Here is a 15377-nt window from a genome sequence, read left to right as displayed (position 1 = left end):
TCCGAGACCTTGATAAGGTTCTGTCTGCCGCACGGGGCCAACGCCCGCGCGGCAGACACCTTGTCCGGGTGGCGGAATGGCAGACGCGCTAGCTTGAGGTGCTAGTGCCCTTTATCGGGCGTGGGGGTTCAAGTCCCCCCTCGGACACTCGCAACATGTGCAACTTGCGCAGAACAGATCCCCACGGTCTCTCATAGACCGTGGGGATCTGTCGTTGCGGGCTGAGCTCAGGCCCCCGCATCCAGGTCGACGTCCACCGCCAGGTGTTCCGCCTCGTCCCAGAATTCCGGGTCCGCCTTCTGGAGGCGGGTCGCCGCGTGTTTCATGTGGCGGCGGGCCGCCGTGCGGGCCGCCTTCGGGTCGCCGGACTCGATCGCGGTCAGGATCGCCTGGTGCTCGTGGCGGACCGCCTCGAAGAAGTCGTCGCGGCGGGCCTCGTTGGCGCGGGTGACGCGGATGCCGCCGCGGGAGACCTCGCCGAGGTAGTGGACCGTGGAGACGAGGACCGGGTTGCCCGTCGACTCGGCGACGGAGCGGTGGAAGGCGAGGTCCTCGTCCGTGCCGTCGCCCCCCGCCGCGACCGCGGTGTCGATCGCGGCCAGCGCCGCGCGCATCCGCACGATGTCGGCGGGCTGCGCGCGGGTCGCCGCGAGATGGGCGGCCTCGGCCTCCATCGCGCGGCGCACCTCGACGATCTGGAGGACCTTCGCGAGCGTGCCCCCCGACTCCGTGTCGCCCTCCAGGTCCAGTGGACGGATGCGGCGGGGCAGCACGAAGACGCCCCGGCCCTGGCGGGGCTCGACCAGGCCCGCGTTGCGCAGCCGCGAGACCGCCTCACGGATCACCGTGCGGCTCACACCGAGCTGCTTGACGAGCTCCACCTCGGTCGGCAGCTTGTCGCCCGCCGTGAGCCGCCCCGACTCGATCTCCTCGGTGAGCATCGCGGCGACGCGATCGGCGAGCCGCACGGGCCCGTCCACCTTGTTGAACATGGCGTCAGTCTATCGACGTGGCCGCGGACACCTCGGCGGTGACCGCGTCCGGGTGGTCGGCGACGTACTGGCGGACCACCGACGCGAAGTCCGGGTCGGGGGTGAGGCCGAGGGCCGACGCGCGGGCGTTGTCGAAGGATGCGGGCCACGAGCCGACGATCGCCTCCACGGACGCGTCCGGGGCCACCGTCACCAGGTCGGCCACCGCGTCGCCCGCCACCTCGCGGAGCGTCGCGAGCATCTCGGCGACCGTGACCGTCAGGGCCGGGAGGTTCACCGGGACGGTGCCCGTCAACTGGCCTTCGTGCGTGCCGCGTTCGGCCTGCGCCACCCGAAGGATGCCCTCCACCGTGCGGCGCGGGGACGCCAGCGCCACCCGCGTCTCCGGGCTCACCGGGCAGGTCGCCGGGAGGCCCGCGAGGGGTTCGCGGACGACGCCGGACAGGAAGCCGGAGGCGGCGGCGTTCGGCTTGCCGGGGCGCACCGACACCGTCATCAGGCGGGTCACGCGACCGTCCACGTACCCGCGGCGCGTGTACTCGGCGACCAGCTGCTCGCAGATCCGCTTCTGCACGCCGTAGCTGGACTGCGGGGTGGGGAGTGTCGATTCGTCCACCACGGGCGGCAGTGGGAGCGCCGCGTCCGAGCCGTAGACCGCGACGCTGCTGGCCAGGATGAGGCGTACGGTCGGGCCGCCCGTCTCGGACTGGGCGCGGGCCGCCTGGAGGAGCGCGCGGGTCGTGTCCAGGTTCGCCGTCATGCCGAGGTCGAAGTCCGCCTCGCACTCCGCCGACACCGCCGCCGCGAGGTGGACGACCACGTCGACCGGCTCGGCGAACAGCTCCGCCAGACGGTCCGTGAGGTCGCCCTGCACCACGTCCACCAGTGCGTCGGCCTTGAGCGGCGACTCGTCCGGGACGAACTTGTCCGCGAGCGTGAGGCGGTCGATGGGCAGGCCGTCGAACGTGCGGCGTTCCAGCAGGGCCTCGGCGACCTGGCGGCCCAGGAAGCCGAAGCCGCCCGTGATGACGATCCTCATGATGCGTGCTCTCCAGAATTGTCTTGCGTGGTACGGAAGTTGTTCAGCCAGCCGAGGCCCTCGCTCGTGCCGGCCTTCGGGAAGTACTCGCAGCCGATCCAGCCGTCGAAGCCCAACTCGTCCACCACCGAAAGGAGGTGAGTGAGGTTCAGCTCGCCCGCGTCGGGCTCATGGCGGTCGGGCACGCCTGCGATCTGCAGATGGCCCACGCGGCCCGTCGGCAGATCGCGGCGGAGAGTGGTGGTGAGATCGCCCTCGACGATCTGGCAGTGGTACAGGTCGAGTTGGACCTTCAGATTGGCCGCGCCCACCTCCTGGACGACGGCGTGCGCATCGGCCTGCCGGTTCAGGAAGTAGCCCGGCATGTCCCGGGTGTTGATCGGCTCGATCAGGATGTCGACCCCGGCCGGCGCCGCCTGTTCGGCCGCGTACGCCAGGTTGGTCAGGTACGTGTCCCGGCACTCGGCGCGCGACACACCTTCGGGCACGAGGCCCGCCATCATGTGCACGCGCGGGCTGCCGAGCGCGGCCGCGTACTCCAGCGCCCGGCCGACGCCCTCGCGGACCTCGGACTCGCGGCCCGGCAGCGCCGCGATGCCGCGCTCGCCGCCGTCCCAGTCGCCGGGCGGGGCGTTGAACAGGACCTGGCGCAGGCCGTGTTCGTCGAGGCGGGCGCGGAGCTCCCCGGTCCCGTACGCGTACGGGAAGAGGTACTCGACGGCCTCGAAGCCGTCCGCCGAGGCCGCGGCGAAGCGGTCCAGGAAGTCGTGCTCGGGATACAGCGTGGAAAGGTTCGCCGCGAACCTTGGCATGGTGACTCCTATGGAGATGAGAGGTGGGTCGTCAGCGGTTGACGACGTCCTTCTTCGTCGTCAGGACGGCCGCCGCACCGATGACGAGGGCAAGGGCCAGAACGTACATGGGGATCGCCGTCGAACCGGTCGCATCCTTCAGTGCGCCGATCATGTACGGGCTGACGAAGCCGGCGAGGTTGCCGACCGAGTTGATCGCCGCGAGGCCCGCCGCGGCCGCCGTGCCGCCGAGGAACGCGGTCGGCAGCGACCAGAACAGCGGGGCGCAGGTCAGGACGCCGGCCGCCGCGATCGACAGGGCGACGAGGGCCAGCACGGTCGAGCCGGTGAAGCTCGCCGCCATCGAGAAGCCGACGGCGCCCATGAGCGACGGGATCACCAGGTGCCAGCGGCGCTCGCGGCGCTTGTCGGCGGAGAAGCCGAAGAGGTTCATGGCGATCAGCGCGGCCAGGTACGGGACGGCGCTCAGGACGCCGATCGCGAGGCCGCCCTTGACGCCGGTGGACTCCACGAACGTCGGCATCCAGAACGTCAGCGCGTACTGACCCATCACGAAGCAGAAGTAGATGAGGCACATCAACCACACCTTGCCGTTGCGGAAGGCGTCGAGGGCGCGGCCGTGGACGGTGTGGTGGGTGGCGTCGGCGGCGAGGGCCTTCTCGATGACCGTCTTCTCGTCGTCGGTCAGCCACTTGGCGTCGCGCACGCTGTTGTCGAGCCAGAACAGGCAGACGACTCCGATGACGAGGGCGGGGATCGCCTCGACGACGAACAGCCACTGCCAGCCGCTCCAGCCCGCCGCGTCGTCGAAGACGTCCATGATCCAGCCGGAGAGCGGGTTGCCGAAGATGCCCGCGACGGGGATCGCCGACATGAACATCGCGATGACGCGGGCCCGGCGCTGGGACGGGAACCAGTAGGTGCAGTAGAGGATCACGCCGGGGTAGAAGCCGGCCTCGGCGGCGCCGAGCAGGAAGCGGAGCACGTAGAACGTCGTCTCGCTGTTGACGAAGGCGAACGCCGCGGACACCACGCCCCAGCTGATCATGATGCGGGCGATCCAGGTGCGGGCGCCCACCTTCTGCATCAGCAGGTTCGAGGGGACCTCGAAGAAGAAGTAGCCGATGAAGAAGAGGCCGGCTCCGAGCCCGTAGGCCGCCTCGCTGAAGCCGAGGTCCGAGGACATCTGCAGCTTGGCGAAGCCCACGTTCACGCGGTCCAGGTAGGACACCACGTAGCAGAGGATCAGGAAGGGGACGATGCGGCGGATCACCTTCCGGAACACCGCGTTCTCACGCGCGAGTTCGGGGGTGTCGGCCGTGGGGACGGTCGTGGACATGAGTGGCACTTCCTTGTGCGGCTCAGGTGGGGGAATGAGCGGGTGGGATGAGCGGGCGGGGAATTACCAGGCCGCGCCGAACGTGTCTCTCAGTTCGGCGATGGCCGGTTCGGGGAGCGGTGCGGGTTTGCGGTCGGTCGTCAGCCAGAGGCGGGCCGTCTCCTCCAGCTCTTCGAGCACGGCGAGCGCGGAGGCGGCGTCCGGGCCCCAGGCCACGGGACCGAGGCGGTCGAGCAGGACCGCGCGGATCGAAGTTCCTTGCGTGGCACGGGAGTTGATCCGCTCTGTCACCAGATCGGCGACGCGCGGGTCGCCGGGCCGGTGGTAGGGGATGAGCGGGACGTGACCCACCTTCATCACGTAGTACGGGGTGATGGGTGGCAGCACATCGTCCTGCTGCCACACACCGGCGAGGGTGAGCGCGACCAGGTGTGTGGAGTGGGTGTGGATGACGAAGCGGGCCGTGGGGTCGGCCTCGTAGATACGGCGGTGCAGGGTGAGTGTCTTGCTGGCGCGGTCGCCCGCGATCTGCCGGCCGTCGGCGTCGACCTGGGCGATCCGGTCGCCGGAGAGGAAGCCGAGCGCCGCGTCGGTCGGGGTGATGAGGTGGCCCTGGTCGTCGTCCAGTTTGGCGCTGATGTTGCCGGCGCTCGCGTGGACGTAGCCGCGAGCGAAGAGGCTGCTGCCGGCGCGGACGATCTCGGCGCGCGCGGTGTCGGGGGTCATGCCGTCACCTCGCCGAGGCGGGCGAAGGCCGAGGTGAAGAAGTCGGCGCCGCCGAAGTTCCCCGACTTGAGCGCGATGTGGAGGGTGCCACCGTCGACGAGCGGCGCCGCACACCACGGCACACCCGGATCGATCTGCGGGCCGATCCGCAGTCCGGTCAGGCCGAGGGCCTGGACGACCGCGCCGGAGGTCTCGCCGCCGGCGACGACGAGCCGTCGCACCCCGCGCTCGACGAGGCCCTGGGCGACGCGCGCGAGCGTCCGCTCCACCAACTCCCCGGCCTCGGCGGCCCCGAGCCGCCCCTGCACGTCGCGTACGGCGTCGGGGGACCCGGTCGAGTAGATGAGCACCGGGCCGTCGGACGACAGGTGGGCGTCGGCGAAGGCGAGTGCCTCGGCGGCCACGTCGTCGCCCGCCGCGATCCGCAGCGGATCCACGCTGAAGCCGGGGCGGCCGGTGGCGAGGAACTCCCGCACCTGACCGTTCGTCGCGGCGGACACCGAACCGGCGACGACCGCCGAGTGGCCGGTAGCGGCGGGGAGTTCGGCGGCCTCGGGGGACGGCTCGATTCCCCAGTTCGCGGGCAGCCCGATGGCGAGGCCCGAACCGGCGGTGACCAGCGGCAGTCCTGCGACCGCGGCACCCAGACGTACGAGGTCGTCGTTCGACACGGCGTCGACGACCGCGGCGCCGACGCCGTCCCCCCGCAGCTCCTCGATCCGCGCCGCGATGGCCTCGGGACCGGCCGCGACGGCCTTGTGGTCGATGAGCCCGACGGGCCGCCCGGTCTGCGCGCCGAGCACCGACACCAGGTTGGAGTCGGTCATCGGGGTCAGCGGGTGGTGCCGCATACCGCTCTCGCCGAGCAGCACGTCACCGACGAAGAGGTGCCCCTTGAAGACGGTGCGCCCGTTGTCGGGGAACGCGGGCGTCGCGACGGTGAAGTCGGTGCCGAGCGCCTCCATCAGCGCCTCGGTGACCGGGCCGATGTTGCCGGCCGGCGTCGAGTCGAACGTCGAGCAGTACTTGAAGTAGATCTGCTCGGCGCCCGCGGAGCGCAGCCACTCCAGGGCGCGCAGCGAGGAGTCGACGGCCTCGACCGCGGGTACGGTCCGCGACTTGAGCGCGATGACGACGGCGTCGGCGTCGGCCGGGGGCTTGGTGTCTCCCGCTGGTACGTCGATCAGCTGGACCACGCGCATGCCCGCGCGCACCAGGTTGTTGGCGAGGTCGGTGGCGCCGGTGAAGTCGTCGGCGATGCAGCCGAGCCGGATCGGCATGTCAGTGGTCCTCCTTGGACTCGGGCTTCGGTTCGGGCAGCTCGATGCCCGGGAAGATCTTGATGACCGCACTGTCGTCCTCGCCGCCGAGGCCCGACGCGGACGCCTGGAGGAACATCTGGTGGGCGGTCGCGGAGAGCGGCAGCGGGAACTTCTCGGGCCGGGCCGAGTCCAGCACGAGACCGAGGTCCTTGACGAAGATGTCGACCGCGGACAGCGGCGTGTAGTCCCCGTCCAGGACATGCGCCATGCGGTTCTCGAACATCCACGAGTTGCCCGCGCTGTGCGTGATCACCTCGTACAGCGACTCGGCCGGCACACCTGCCTTGATGCCGAGGGCCATCGCCTCCGCGGCGGCGGCGATGTGCACACCCGCGAGCAGCTGGTTCACGATCTTGACCTTGGAGCCGAGCCCCGCGGTGTCGCCGAGCCGGTAGACCGTGGCGCTCATCGCGTCGAGCACGGGGTCGGCGAGCGCGTACGCCTCAGGGGAGCCGGAGGTCATCATCGTCAGCTCGCCGGTCGCGGCGCGGGCGGCGCCGCCGGAGATCGGGGCGTCGAGGAAGCGGACGCCCAACTCGCCGAGCCTGTCCTCCAGTTGGGCGGAGAAGGCCGGGTCGACGGTGGAGCACATGACGTAGACGGAGCCGGGGCGCAGCCGGTGGGCCGCGCCGCCGTCCCCGTCGCCGAACAGGACCGACTCCACCTGCGCCGAGTTGACCACGACGCCGACGAGGACGTCGACGTCGGCCGCCAGGTCGCCCGCCGTGTCGTACGCGGTGCCGCCTTCGCGGGCGAAGTCGGCGGCCACGTCGGCGCGCAGGTCGTGGACCGCCACGTGGAACCCGGCGGCGCGCAGGCTGCGCGCCATGCCGAGCCCCATGGCCCCGAGGCCGACGACGCCTACGGCTGCGCGGGGCGTGGGTGTGGTGGGCGCCGGGTGGTCCGGGTCGTGCATGGGTGTCCGTCCCTGTCTCTGGGCGTGGGCCGTCGAACGCAGGTCATATGATGACCTGACGTCGACGTTGAGTACAGGGTGATGCCGGTCACAGGTGGGTGGCGGTGGTGGAGCGGGCCGGTGGCCGGGCCCAAAGGCCGGGGCTCTGCCCCGGACCCCGCGCCTCAAGCGCCGGCGGGGCTTGAATGCCGGCGGGGCTTGAGGCGATCTTTCAAGCCCCTGCGGCGATTGAGCAGCGGGGTCCGGGGCAGAGCCCCGCCGTGGCCCGCGAGGTTGAGTCACAAGCGGTGCGCAGGGCCTTGCCACCCGCTCCACGGGCGCTCTATTGTCCCGCGCAGAAAGCGCTTTCTCCGCCTTCTGTTACCCCAACACGCCTTCTGGCACCCGTACTTGAAGGGAACCACGATGAAGTTACACAGACCCGTCGCGCTCCGCCTCACCGCCGGGATCGGCGCGCTCGCCCTCGCGGGCGCGGCCGCGATGACGCTGTCGACGTCCGAGGCGTCGGCCGCCGTGACCGGCTCGGCCACCGGCTACGCCACGCAGAACGGCGGCACCACCGGAGGCGCGGGCGGAGCGACCGTACGGGCCACCACCGGGACGCAGATCCACGCGGCCCTGTGCAACCGCGCGAGCGACAGTACCCCGATCACCATCGAGGTCGAGGGCACGATCAACCACGGCAACACCAGCAAGGTGTCGGGCGACAGCTGCAACACGGCCGATGGTGTCATCGAACTCAAGCAGATCAGCAACGTCACGCTCGTGGGTGTCGGCAACGGCGCGGTCTTCGACCAACTCGGCATCCACATCCGCGAGTCGAGCAACATCATCATCCAGAACGTGACGGTCCAGAACGTCAAGAAGTCCGGCTCGCCCACCTCCAACGGCGGCGACGCCATCGGCATGGAGAGCGACGTCCGCAACGTCTGGGTGGACCACGTGAACCTGCTCGCCTCCGGTGGTGAGTCGGAGGGCTACGACGGCCTCTTCGACATGAAGGACAACACCCAGTACGTCACCCTCTCGTACAGCACGCTGCGCAACTCGGGCCGTGGTGGCCTCATCGGCTCCAGCGAGACGGAACTGTCCAACAGCTACATCACGTTCCACCACAACCTGTACGAGAACATCGACTCCCGCGCACCCCTGCTCCGCGGTGGCACGGCGCACATGTACAACAACTACTACGTGAGCCTCAACGAGTCGGGCATCAACTCCCGCGCCGGGGCGAAGGCCAAGGTCGACAACAACTACTTCAAGAACTCGAAGGACGTCCTCGGCACGTTCTACACGGACGCGGCCGGGTACTGGCAGGTCAGCGGCAACACCTTCGACAACGTGACCTGGTCGCCCGCCGGCAGCGAGTACAAGCCGGCCGGACCGAACCCGACGTCCAACACCACGGTCTCGATCCCGTACTCCTTCAAGCTCGACGCCGCGTCCTGTGTGCCGGCCGTCGTGGGCGAGACGGCAGGCGCCAACAAGGGCATGAAGGTGTCGGACGGCAGCTGCTCGACGCAGACACCCACGCCGACCCCGACGCCGACACCCACGGATCCCACGTCGACACCCACCGACCCCACGCCCACGCAGCCCTCCGGCACGAACCTGAGCCTCGGCGCGGGCTCGGACGGCTCCAGCAAGGCGGACGGCACCAGCTACGGCAACGTACGCGACGGCAGCATGGCCACCTACTGGTCGCCGAGCGGCACGACCGGCTCGGTCTCGGTCAAGTGGGGCACGGCCACCGTGGTCTCCAAGGCAAACATCCGGGAGGCGGCGGGAGCCACCGGCCGGATCAAGGCCTGGCGACTCCTCAACGGTGACACGGGCGCGGTGCTGGCCTCGGGCACCGGGGCGGGTGTCACCTCCTTCGCCAAGACCTCGCTGAAGAAGCTCACGCTCGAGATCACCGGCGCGAGCGCGGCGCCCCAGGTGGCGGAGTTCGAGACGTACGCCCAGTAGACGAACGGCACCCCGCCCACCGGGGTCGACACCGGTGGGCGGGGTGCGGTACGAGTCCGGTCAGCTGTGGAACGTGATGTATCCGTTGCCGTCCCGGTCGTTCGCGGCCTTGGTGTACTTGTGGACGTCGGAGCGGGCGCCTGACGGCTTGTACAGGTAGATGGTGTCTCCGCCGTTGTTCCATATGAAGTTGCAGTTGTCGCGGTAGACGACGTTCTTCGCGTCGGAGTCGCTGCCGTTGCCGCCGCGCAGCTTGACGTAGTCGCCGGGCTGCAGGGAGTGGCTCGCGGTGAACTTGAAGCGGTTCCCCGTGGCGTCCTTCACGACGTACCCCTTGAGGTTAACCGTCGCGGTGCGCGAGTAGTTCTTGACGGTCAGGTACTCGTCCTTGGTGTTGCCGCCCGAGCAGCGGTTGGAGTCCCGGCCGGGAGCGTCGTACTGGACGCCCCTCACCTTCAGCGCCGAGTGGTACTCGGCGGCCTGCGCGGGAGCCACGGTCGCGGCGAGCGCGGCAACGGCGGCGGCTGCGGGCAGGGCGTAGCGGTAACGCATGAGGTTCCCCCCTCAGTGGTTCCAGTGGAGCCCCGCGAGCATATGCCACGTGAACGGCGAGTGATGCACATGTGAAGTAAATGTGGGTAGGTCAGGGTGTGTGGATCGACGCCCCTGGCCCCAGCGGTATGTCGAAGCCGTAGAAGATGCCGAGCACCGCCAGCCACGCCACGAGGAACGGCACCACGAACACCGACAACCTCGAGAGCAGGGAGCCGAGTTGGGCCTCCGGCTCGTAGCGTTTGAGAACCGTGAGGAGCAGGAAGACGTAGGGGTTCAGTGGCGTGATCATCTGGGTGGCCGAATCGCCGATGCGGAACGCCGCCTGGGTGACCGCCGGTTCCATGTGGAGCAGCATGAAGGCCGGGACGAAGACCGGAGCCACCAGGGACCACAGCGCCGAGCCCGACGTGATGAACAGGTTCAGTACGCAGACCAGCAGGACGAAGGCCACCAGGCCCAAGTAGCCCGTCAGGCCCACCGATTCGAGCACCGCCGCGCCCTTCACCGCGAGCAGCGTGCCCAGGTTCGTCCAGTCGAAGACGCCGATGACCTGCGCGATGACCAGGATGAGCACGATGTACGCGGACATGCCCGTGATCGCGTCGGCCATCATCCGCGGCACGTCCTCGAAGCGCGTGACCGCCTTGACCGTACGGCCGTAGACCGCGCCGGCCAGGAGGAACGCCACGAAGAGGAGCGGGACGATGCCGTCCAGGACGGGGGAGGGGACCAGTGATCCGCCCTCGCCGCGCAGCGGGGAGCCGGGCAGCAGCCAGCAGGTGATGACCACGGCGGCGTAGGCGAGGACCGAGAGGCCCGCGCGGAGCATCCCCCGGCGCTGGAGGGCAGTGACCTCCGTGGTGACTTCTCCGTCTGCTCGGGAGCCGTCTGCTCGGGAGCCGCCTGCTTGGGCGCCGTCCGCTCGGGAGCCGTCTGCCTGGGAGCCGTCCGCCGTCGGCCAGGGCAGCCGCGGTTCCAGGATCCGTGAGATGAGGAAGCCGCCGATGAGGGCGAGGATGACGCTCGCCGACGCCGTGTAGAAGTAGTTGATCAGGATGTGCGTCGGGGCGTCCGCGCCCTGCGGGAGGACCTGCGCGGCCTGCTGGGTGATGCCCGTGTAGAGGGCGTCGAGCGCGCCGATCGAGAAACCCGCCGCGTACCCGGCGCACACGCAGGCGAAGCCGCCGATCAGGCCCGCGACCGGGTTGCGGCCCGCGTTCTTGAACACCAGCGCGGCCAGCGGCGGGATCACCAGGATCGCCACGTCGCTCATCAGGTGGGCCTGCGCCGCCACGAAGGCGACCAGGTAGGGGAGGAGCCACCGAGGGGCGCGGGAGATCGAGGCACGCACCACCGTTTCCAGCAGACCCGTGCGTTCGGCCACGCCCACCGCGGCCATCATCAGCAGGACCGTGCCGAGCGACGGGAAGCCCGTGAAGTTGGGGATGAAGTTCTCCAGGAGCCAGACCACCCCGTCCCCGGTGAACACCCCCTGCACCGCGACCGTCTTGTCCTCGCCGGGGATCTTCACCGTCGCGCCGGCCGCCGCGAGCGCGGTGGACGCGGCGCCGACGAGGACGAACAGACCGAGGAAGAGGAGGACCGGGTGGGGGAGTTTGTTGCCCACCCGCTCGATGCCGGACATGGCCTTGTCGATGAACCCCGGTCTGGTGGGAGCCTGCTCGGGAGCCGGTGTCTGAGTCGTCATGTCCCGAGCCCGTTCTTACGGAGTGTGCCGCCCTGCGCGACGAGGACGACGTTGGCCGGGTCGGCGAGCAGCGCGATGTCGGCGAGCGGGTCACCCTCGCACAGCACCAGGTCGGCCCGCTTGCCCGGCTCAAGGGTGCCGATCTCGGCGTCCAGGCCGAGGAGTTCGGCGGCGGAGCGGGTACCCGTGGTGATCGCCTGGAGCGGTGTCATGCCGAGGGCGACGAGGTGGGTGAGTTCCCGCAGGTTCCGGCCGTGCGGGACCATCGCCGCGTCCGTGCCCATGGCGATCTTCACACCCTCGGCGATCGCCGCGGAGATGTTCTCCTTGGTGATCCCGGACCAGCGGACCTTCTTCTCGTAGTGGTACGGCTCCATCGTGGCCTTGTCGATGCCGTCGAAGACCGTGGAGAGCGTGGGGACGACGAACGTGCCCCGCTCGCCCGCGAGTTCACGGGCCTGTGCCGACATGCCGTAGCCGTGCTCGACGCTGGTGACACCACCGCGGATGGCGTTGAGGATGCCCGCCGTGCCCTGCGCGTGCGCGGCGACCGGGCGGCCGCCGTGCCGGGCCAACTCCTCGACGACCGTACGGATCTCGTCCTCGGTCAGGCCCTCGTCGTCGGGGTGGTCGTAGGGGCTCGACATACCGCCCGTGGCACACACCTTGATGACATCGGCGCCCGCGCGCAGCAGCTTGCGCACCGCGAGCCGCACCTCGTCCGGGGTGTCGGCGATCTCGCCCATCCCGGAGCTCGGGTCGAAGCCGCACTCGGTGGCGAAGTCGGCGTGGCCGCCGGTGTGGCTGAGGATGCGGACCGCCGTGTGGATGCGCGGTCCCGTGGTCAGACCCTGCGCGACGGCCGTGCGGTAGCCGGCCGGCAGCCCGCCGAGGTCGCGCACCGTGGTGACACCGGCGTCGAGGGTGGCCCGCAGGCGATCCGCCGTGCGGAACACCTCGACCGTGCTGTCCTGCTCGTAGCGGCGCACCATCTGGCGCGCGGACTCGACACCGAGGTGGACGTGGGTGTCGATGAAGCCGGGGAGCAGGGCGCGGCCACCGGCGTTGATGGTGTGTACGCCGGGTTCGGCGGCCGGCGCCGTCGCCGAAGGGCCCGCGTACGCGATGAGGCCCTCGGTGTCGACGACGAGCGTGGCGTTCTCGACGGGCGCGGCGCCGGTGCCGTCGATCAGGCGGGCGTTGGTGACGCGGAGCGAGCGGGGCGAGGAAGGCTGTTGGGAACTCATGAGCGAACACTGTCGGATTCGGCGATGACGAACACGTAAAATCGCAGGAACCTGACCTGGTCCACCTATCTGTGCAGGATTTCGGCCACCGTGAGAACGCAGCATTCAGAACCGTCGGAACCGTCGGAACCGGCTCCGGCGGAGCCCGTCGCCGACCGCACGCGCGTCGACGAGCTCGATCTCGCGCTCGTGCACGCGCTTCAGGTCAACACCCGCGCCCCGTGGACGCTCATCGGTGAGGCCCTCGACATCGACCCCGTCACCGCGGCCCGGCGCTGGGAGCGGCTCGCGCGCAGCGGGGCCGCCTGGGTCGACGGGTATCTCGCGCTCGACCGCGACGAGGGGTCGGTGTACGCGCAGGTCGAGATCGACACCGGTGGGCATCTGCCGGAGTCCGTGCTGACCTCGCTCGCCGCGGACTCCCGGATGCTCAGCCTCAAACAGACCTCCGGCGGGCGCGATCTGCTGGCCATCGTGGGCGCCTCGTCGTTCGACGACCTCGCCCGGTACACGGGGGAGCGGATCTCCCGGCTGCCCGGTGTGCGCGGCACCCGGATCCATGTCATCACGGCGGTGCCCTTCGAGGGGGCGCAGTGGCGGCTGCGGAGCCTCACGCCGGGCCAGCGCGCGGTGCTGCGGCCCGAGTACGCCAGGAACACGGACGCCGAGAGCCCCGTCCCCGACGAGCCGATACGTCCCATCGACCGGCGGATCGCGCACGCGCTGGGCACGGACGGGCGGATGCCGTTGTCCGGCCTGGCCCGCGCCACCGGGGCGAGCACCGCCACGGTCCGGCGCAGGCTGCGGGTGCTGACCGCGGGCGGGCGGCTCTCGCTGCGGTGCACGCTGGCCCGGCCGCTGACGGAATTCCCCGTCTCCGCCGTCTACTTCGGGTCGGTGCCCGCCGAGAACCTGGACCCCGCGGTGCAGGCCCTGCGCACCCTGCCGGGCCTGCGCATGTGCAGCATCACCGCGGGCACCCACAACCTCATCCTGGACATCTGGCTGCGCACGCTCGCCGAGGTGCACACCACGGAGGCCCTCCTCAACCGCCGCCTCGCCGACGTCGGCCTGCGCATCACGGAGCGCGCGGTGGTGCTGCGCACGCTGAAGCACGCCGGCCGACTCCTCGACCGGCGCGGCCACAGCGTGGGCGCGGTCCCCCTCAGGTCGACCGGAGACTGATCAGATCGACCGGAGACTGATCAGATCGATCAGAGGCTGATCAGATCGACCGGAGACTGAGCTCCCGCTCCTCCGCGTCCGCGTCGAAGCCCACCGGCTCCCAGCGCTTGACGAGCAGCGCGATCAGGCCGAGGACGGGCGCGCCGAGAATGACCCAGTACACCCCCGTGCCGAGGCCGGTGCTGAGGATCGGGAAGAAGAACAGGGTGAGCGTCGAACCGAGGCGAAGGACCGCCTGGTTGAAGCCGATGGAGACACCGCGCATCGAGGTGGGGAAGCCCAGCGAGGCGTAGCTCATGATGTGTGCGCCGGGACCGAATCCCTGGGCGAACATAAAGGCTCCCAGCATCAGGATGCCCGCCGTGACGACAGCCGTGCCCGACGGCTGCCCGATGAGCGCGAGCACCGTGATCGCGACGAGCTGGATCGCGAAGCCCAGCGTCATCATCGGCCAGGCACCCTTCGTCGACGCCCAGCGGATGCCAAGCAGCCCGCCGGTCAGCGCGAAGACGAGGTTCAGGGTGAAGGACGACGCGATCGTGGTCAGCGGGCCCTGCGTCATGAGCGTGGCGATGATGATCGGCAGGCCGAACGCGACCGCGTTGTAGCCGAAGGTCTCCGCGAGCCCGACCGCCACCGACTGGATGGTGCGGGTGCGGTACGGGCCCTTGAACAGGCGGGCGTAGGCGGCGAGTCCGGGGCGCTGCGGGCGCTCCGTCTTCCCCTCGACGTCATCGGGGACGTACGCCTCGACACCGTACGACTGCCGCAGGATGCCCGCGGCGCCCTCCAGGTCGCCCTGGTCGGCGGCCCAGGTCGGGGACTCGTTCATGTAGCGGCGGCGCAGGAGGAGGACGATGAGCGCGGGGATCGCGCCGAAACCGACCGTGAAGCGCCACAGCCAGCCCAGGTGGGCGTCGGGCAGCACGAAGTACAGCGTCATGATCACGAGGTAGCAGCCGCTGGTCGCCGCGTACCAGGCGGGCGACCAGGCGGCCGTGCGCGAGCCCTTGCTGCCCTTGCCGCGCAGCCGGGAGAACTCGGCGAGGAACGCGATGGCGACCGGGATGTCCATGCCGACGCCGATGCCCATCACGAAGCGGGCGCCGATCAGCGTCCACGCGTCCTGCGCCACCGCGCACACCAACGCCGTCACGACGAAGAACAGCATGTTGGCCATGAAGACCCGGTAGCGGCCTATTCGGTCCACGAGCCAGCCGCCGACGAGCGCCCCGATCAGCGAGCCGACGCTGATCGAGGCGGTGACGACACCGGCCATCGTGGAGCTGAGACCGAACTGCTTCGTGATGTCGGGGAGCCCGTACGCGAGCGAGCTGAGGTCGTACGCGTCGAGGAAGATGCCGCCGAGCGCGATGATCACGATCATCCGGGAGTGCTTGCCGCGCGCCGTGCCGGAGTTGACCAGGTCGGAGACGTCGGCCGCGGACCGGATCGCGACGGCTCCCGTCCCTGCGGTCGGGGGTGTGGTGGTGCTCACGGGGGCCTTCCGGGGGTGCTGGTGTGCTGCAGGTGCTGTATCGCGGAATCGTATGCAGTCACCGGAAGGC

At 70.2% G+C, this 15377-nt stretch carries 13 protein-coding genes and 1 tRNA gene; 3 read left to right on the top strand and 11 right to left on the bottom strand.

Annotation, left to right across the window (positions count from 1 at the left end; genetic code table 11):
- Positions 1–62: 62 nt before the first annotated feature.
- Positions 63–147, top strand: a tRNA-Leu gene (locus ACIRHA_RS11070).
- A gap of 80 nt (positions 148–227) precedes the next feature.
- Here the strand turns inward: ACIRHA_RS11070 and ACIRHA_RS11065 are convergent.
- From ACIRHA_RS11065 to ltnD, 7 genes are all read right to left on the bottom strand, one after another.
- Positions 228–992 carry a FadR/GntR family transcriptional regulator gene (locus tag ACIRHA_RS11065; protein ID WP_403842957.1) on the bottom strand — a complete coding sequence of 255 codons (765 nt, stop codon included), beginning with the start codon at positions 990–992 and terminating at the stop codon, positions 228–230.
- Positions 993–996: 4 nt separating this feature from the next.
- Positions 997–2031 (bottom strand): D-erythronate dehydrogenase, encoded by a 1035-nt coding sequence (gene denD / locus ACIRHA_RS11060; RefSeq protein WP_403842954.1) that lies wholly within the window; start codon positions 2029–2031, stop codon positions 997–999.
- The gene (gene otnI / locus ACIRHA_RS11055; protein WP_403842951.1) at positions 2028–2843 is read right to left on the bottom strand and encodes a 2-oxo-tetronate isomerase; all 816 of its coding nucleotides are present in this window, start codon (positions 2841–2843) and stop codon (positions 2028–2030) included. The genes denD and otnI overlap by 4 nt, the downstream gene beginning before the upstream one ends.
- 31 nt (positions 2844–2874) lie before the next feature.
- Positions 2875–4182, bottom strand: coding sequence for an MFS transporter (locus tag ACIRHA_RS11050; RefSeq protein WP_403842948.1), 1308 nt, complete (start codon positions 4180–4182; stop codon positions 2875–2877).
- Positions 4183–4245: 63 nt separating this feature from the next.
- Positions 4246–4908 (bottom strand): aldolase, encoded by a 663-nt coding sequence (locus ACIRHA_RS11045; RefSeq protein ID WP_403842946.1) that lies wholly within the window; start codon positions 4906–4908, stop codon positions 4246–4248.
- Entirely contained in the window at positions 4905–6188 is a 1284-nt protein-coding gene (gene otnK / locus ACIRHA_RS11040) for a 3-oxo-tetronate kinase (protein WP_403842944.1), read from the bottom strand. The genes ACIRHA_RS11045 and otnK overlap by 4 nt, the downstream gene beginning before the upstream one ends.
- Before the next feature lies 1 nt (position 6189).
- Entirely contained in the window at positions 6190–7188 is a 999-nt protein-coding gene (gene ltnD / locus ACIRHA_RS11035) for an L-threonate dehydrogenase (protein ID WP_403844421.1), read from the bottom strand.
- A 363-nt stretch (positions 7189–7551) separates the two neighbouring features.
- Here ltnD and ACIRHA_RS11030 point away from each other — a divergent pair, with 363 nt between their 5' ends.
- Entirely contained in the window at positions 7552–9114 is a 1563-nt protein-coding gene (locus ACIRHA_RS11030) for a polysaccharide lyase family 1 protein (protein ID WP_403842941.1), read from the top strand.
- A 60-nt stretch (positions 9115–9174) separates the two neighbouring features.
- On the opposite strand, the gene ACIRHA_RS11025 is transcribed toward ACIRHA_RS11030, so the two are convergent.
- The 3 genes from ACIRHA_RS11025 to ACIRHA_RS11015 form a co-directional block, all read right to left on the bottom strand.
- Complete coding sequence (locus tag ACIRHA_RS11025; protein ID WP_403842939.1) at positions 9175–9666, bottom strand: lamin tail domain-containing protein; 492 nt, start codon at positions 9664–9666, stop codon at positions 9175–9177.
- A gap of 91 nt (positions 9667–9757) precedes the next feature.
- Complete coding sequence (locus ACIRHA_RS11020; protein WP_403842936.1) at positions 9758–11377, bottom strand: AbgT family transporter; 1620 nt, start codon at positions 11375–11377, stop codon at positions 9758–9760.
- A complete protein-coding gene (locus ACIRHA_RS11015) occupies positions 11374–12624 on the bottom strand; it encodes an amidohydrolase family protein (RefSeq protein ID WP_403842933.1) in 1251 nt (416 codons plus the stop codon). Before ACIRHA_RS11015 ends, ACIRHA_RS11020 begins: the two co-directional genes overlap by 4 nt.
- 90 nt (positions 12625–12714) lie before the next feature.
- On the opposite strand from ACIRHA_RS11015, the gene ACIRHA_RS11010 reads away from it, so the two are divergent.
- The gene (locus tag ACIRHA_RS11010; protein WP_403842930.1) at positions 12715–13809 is read left to right on the top strand and encodes an Lrp/AsnC family transcriptional regulator; all 1095 of its coding nucleotides are present in this window, start codon (positions 12715–12717) and stop codon (positions 13807–13809) included.
- A gap of 40 nt (positions 13810–13849) precedes the next feature.
- Here ACIRHA_RS11010 and ACIRHA_RS11005 read toward each other — a convergent pair whose 3' ends face one another.
- Positions 13850–15307 (bottom strand): MFS transporter, encoded by a 1458-nt coding sequence (locus ACIRHA_RS11005; RefSeq protein WP_403842927.1) that lies wholly within the window; start codon positions 15305–15307, stop codon positions 13850–13852.
- Positions 15308–15377 lie beyond the last annotated feature (70 nt).

It is taken from the genome of Streptomyces sp. NPDC102360 (assembly GCF_044766085.1).
GTDB lineage: Bacteria > Actinomycetota > Actinomycetes > Streptomycetales > Streptomycetaceae > Streptomyces.
This window is presented reverse-complemented; position numbering and strand designations above follow the sequence as displayed.

Coding starts and splice junctions, on each gene's coding strand:
- ACIRHA_RS11050 (WP_403842948.1), bottom strand. CDS start 4,182: ATGTCCACGACCGTCCCCACGGCCGACACCCCCGAACTCGCGCGTGAG.
- otnK (WP_403842944.1), bottom strand. CDS start 6,188: ATGCCGATCCGGCTCGGCTGCATCGCCGACGACTTCACCGGCGCCACC.
- ACIRHA_RS11020 (WP_403842936.1), bottom strand. CDS start 11,377: ATGACGACTCAGACACCGGCTCCCGAGCAGGCTCCCACCAGACCGGGG.
- ACIRHA_RS11025 (WP_403842939.1), bottom strand. CDS start 9,666: ATGCGTTACCGCTACGCCCTGCCCGCAGCCGCCGCCGTTGCCGCGCTC.
- ACIRHA_RS11045 (WP_403842946.1), bottom strand. CDS start 4,908: ATGACCCCCGACACCGCGCGCGCCGAGATCGTCCGCGCCGGCAGCAGC.
- ACIRHA_RS11015 (WP_403842933.1), bottom strand. CDS start 12,624: ATGAGTTCCCAACAGCCTTCCTCGCCCCGCTCGCTCCGCGTCACCAAC.
- denD (WP_403842954.1), bottom strand. CDS start 2,031: ATGAGGATCGTCATCACGGGCGGCTTCGGCTTCCTGGGCCGCCAGGTC.
- ACIRHA_RS11030 (WP_403842941.1), top strand. CDS start 7,552: ATGAAGTTACACAGACCCGTCGCGCTCCGCCTCACCGCCGGGATCGGC.
- otnI (WP_403842951.1), bottom strand. CDS start 2,843: ATGCCAAGGTTCGCGGCGAACCTTTCCACGCTGTATCCCGAGCACGAC.
- ACIRHA_RS11065 (WP_403842957.1), bottom strand. CDS start 992: ATGTTCAACAAGGTGGACGGGCCCGTGCGGCTCGCCGATCGCGTCGCC.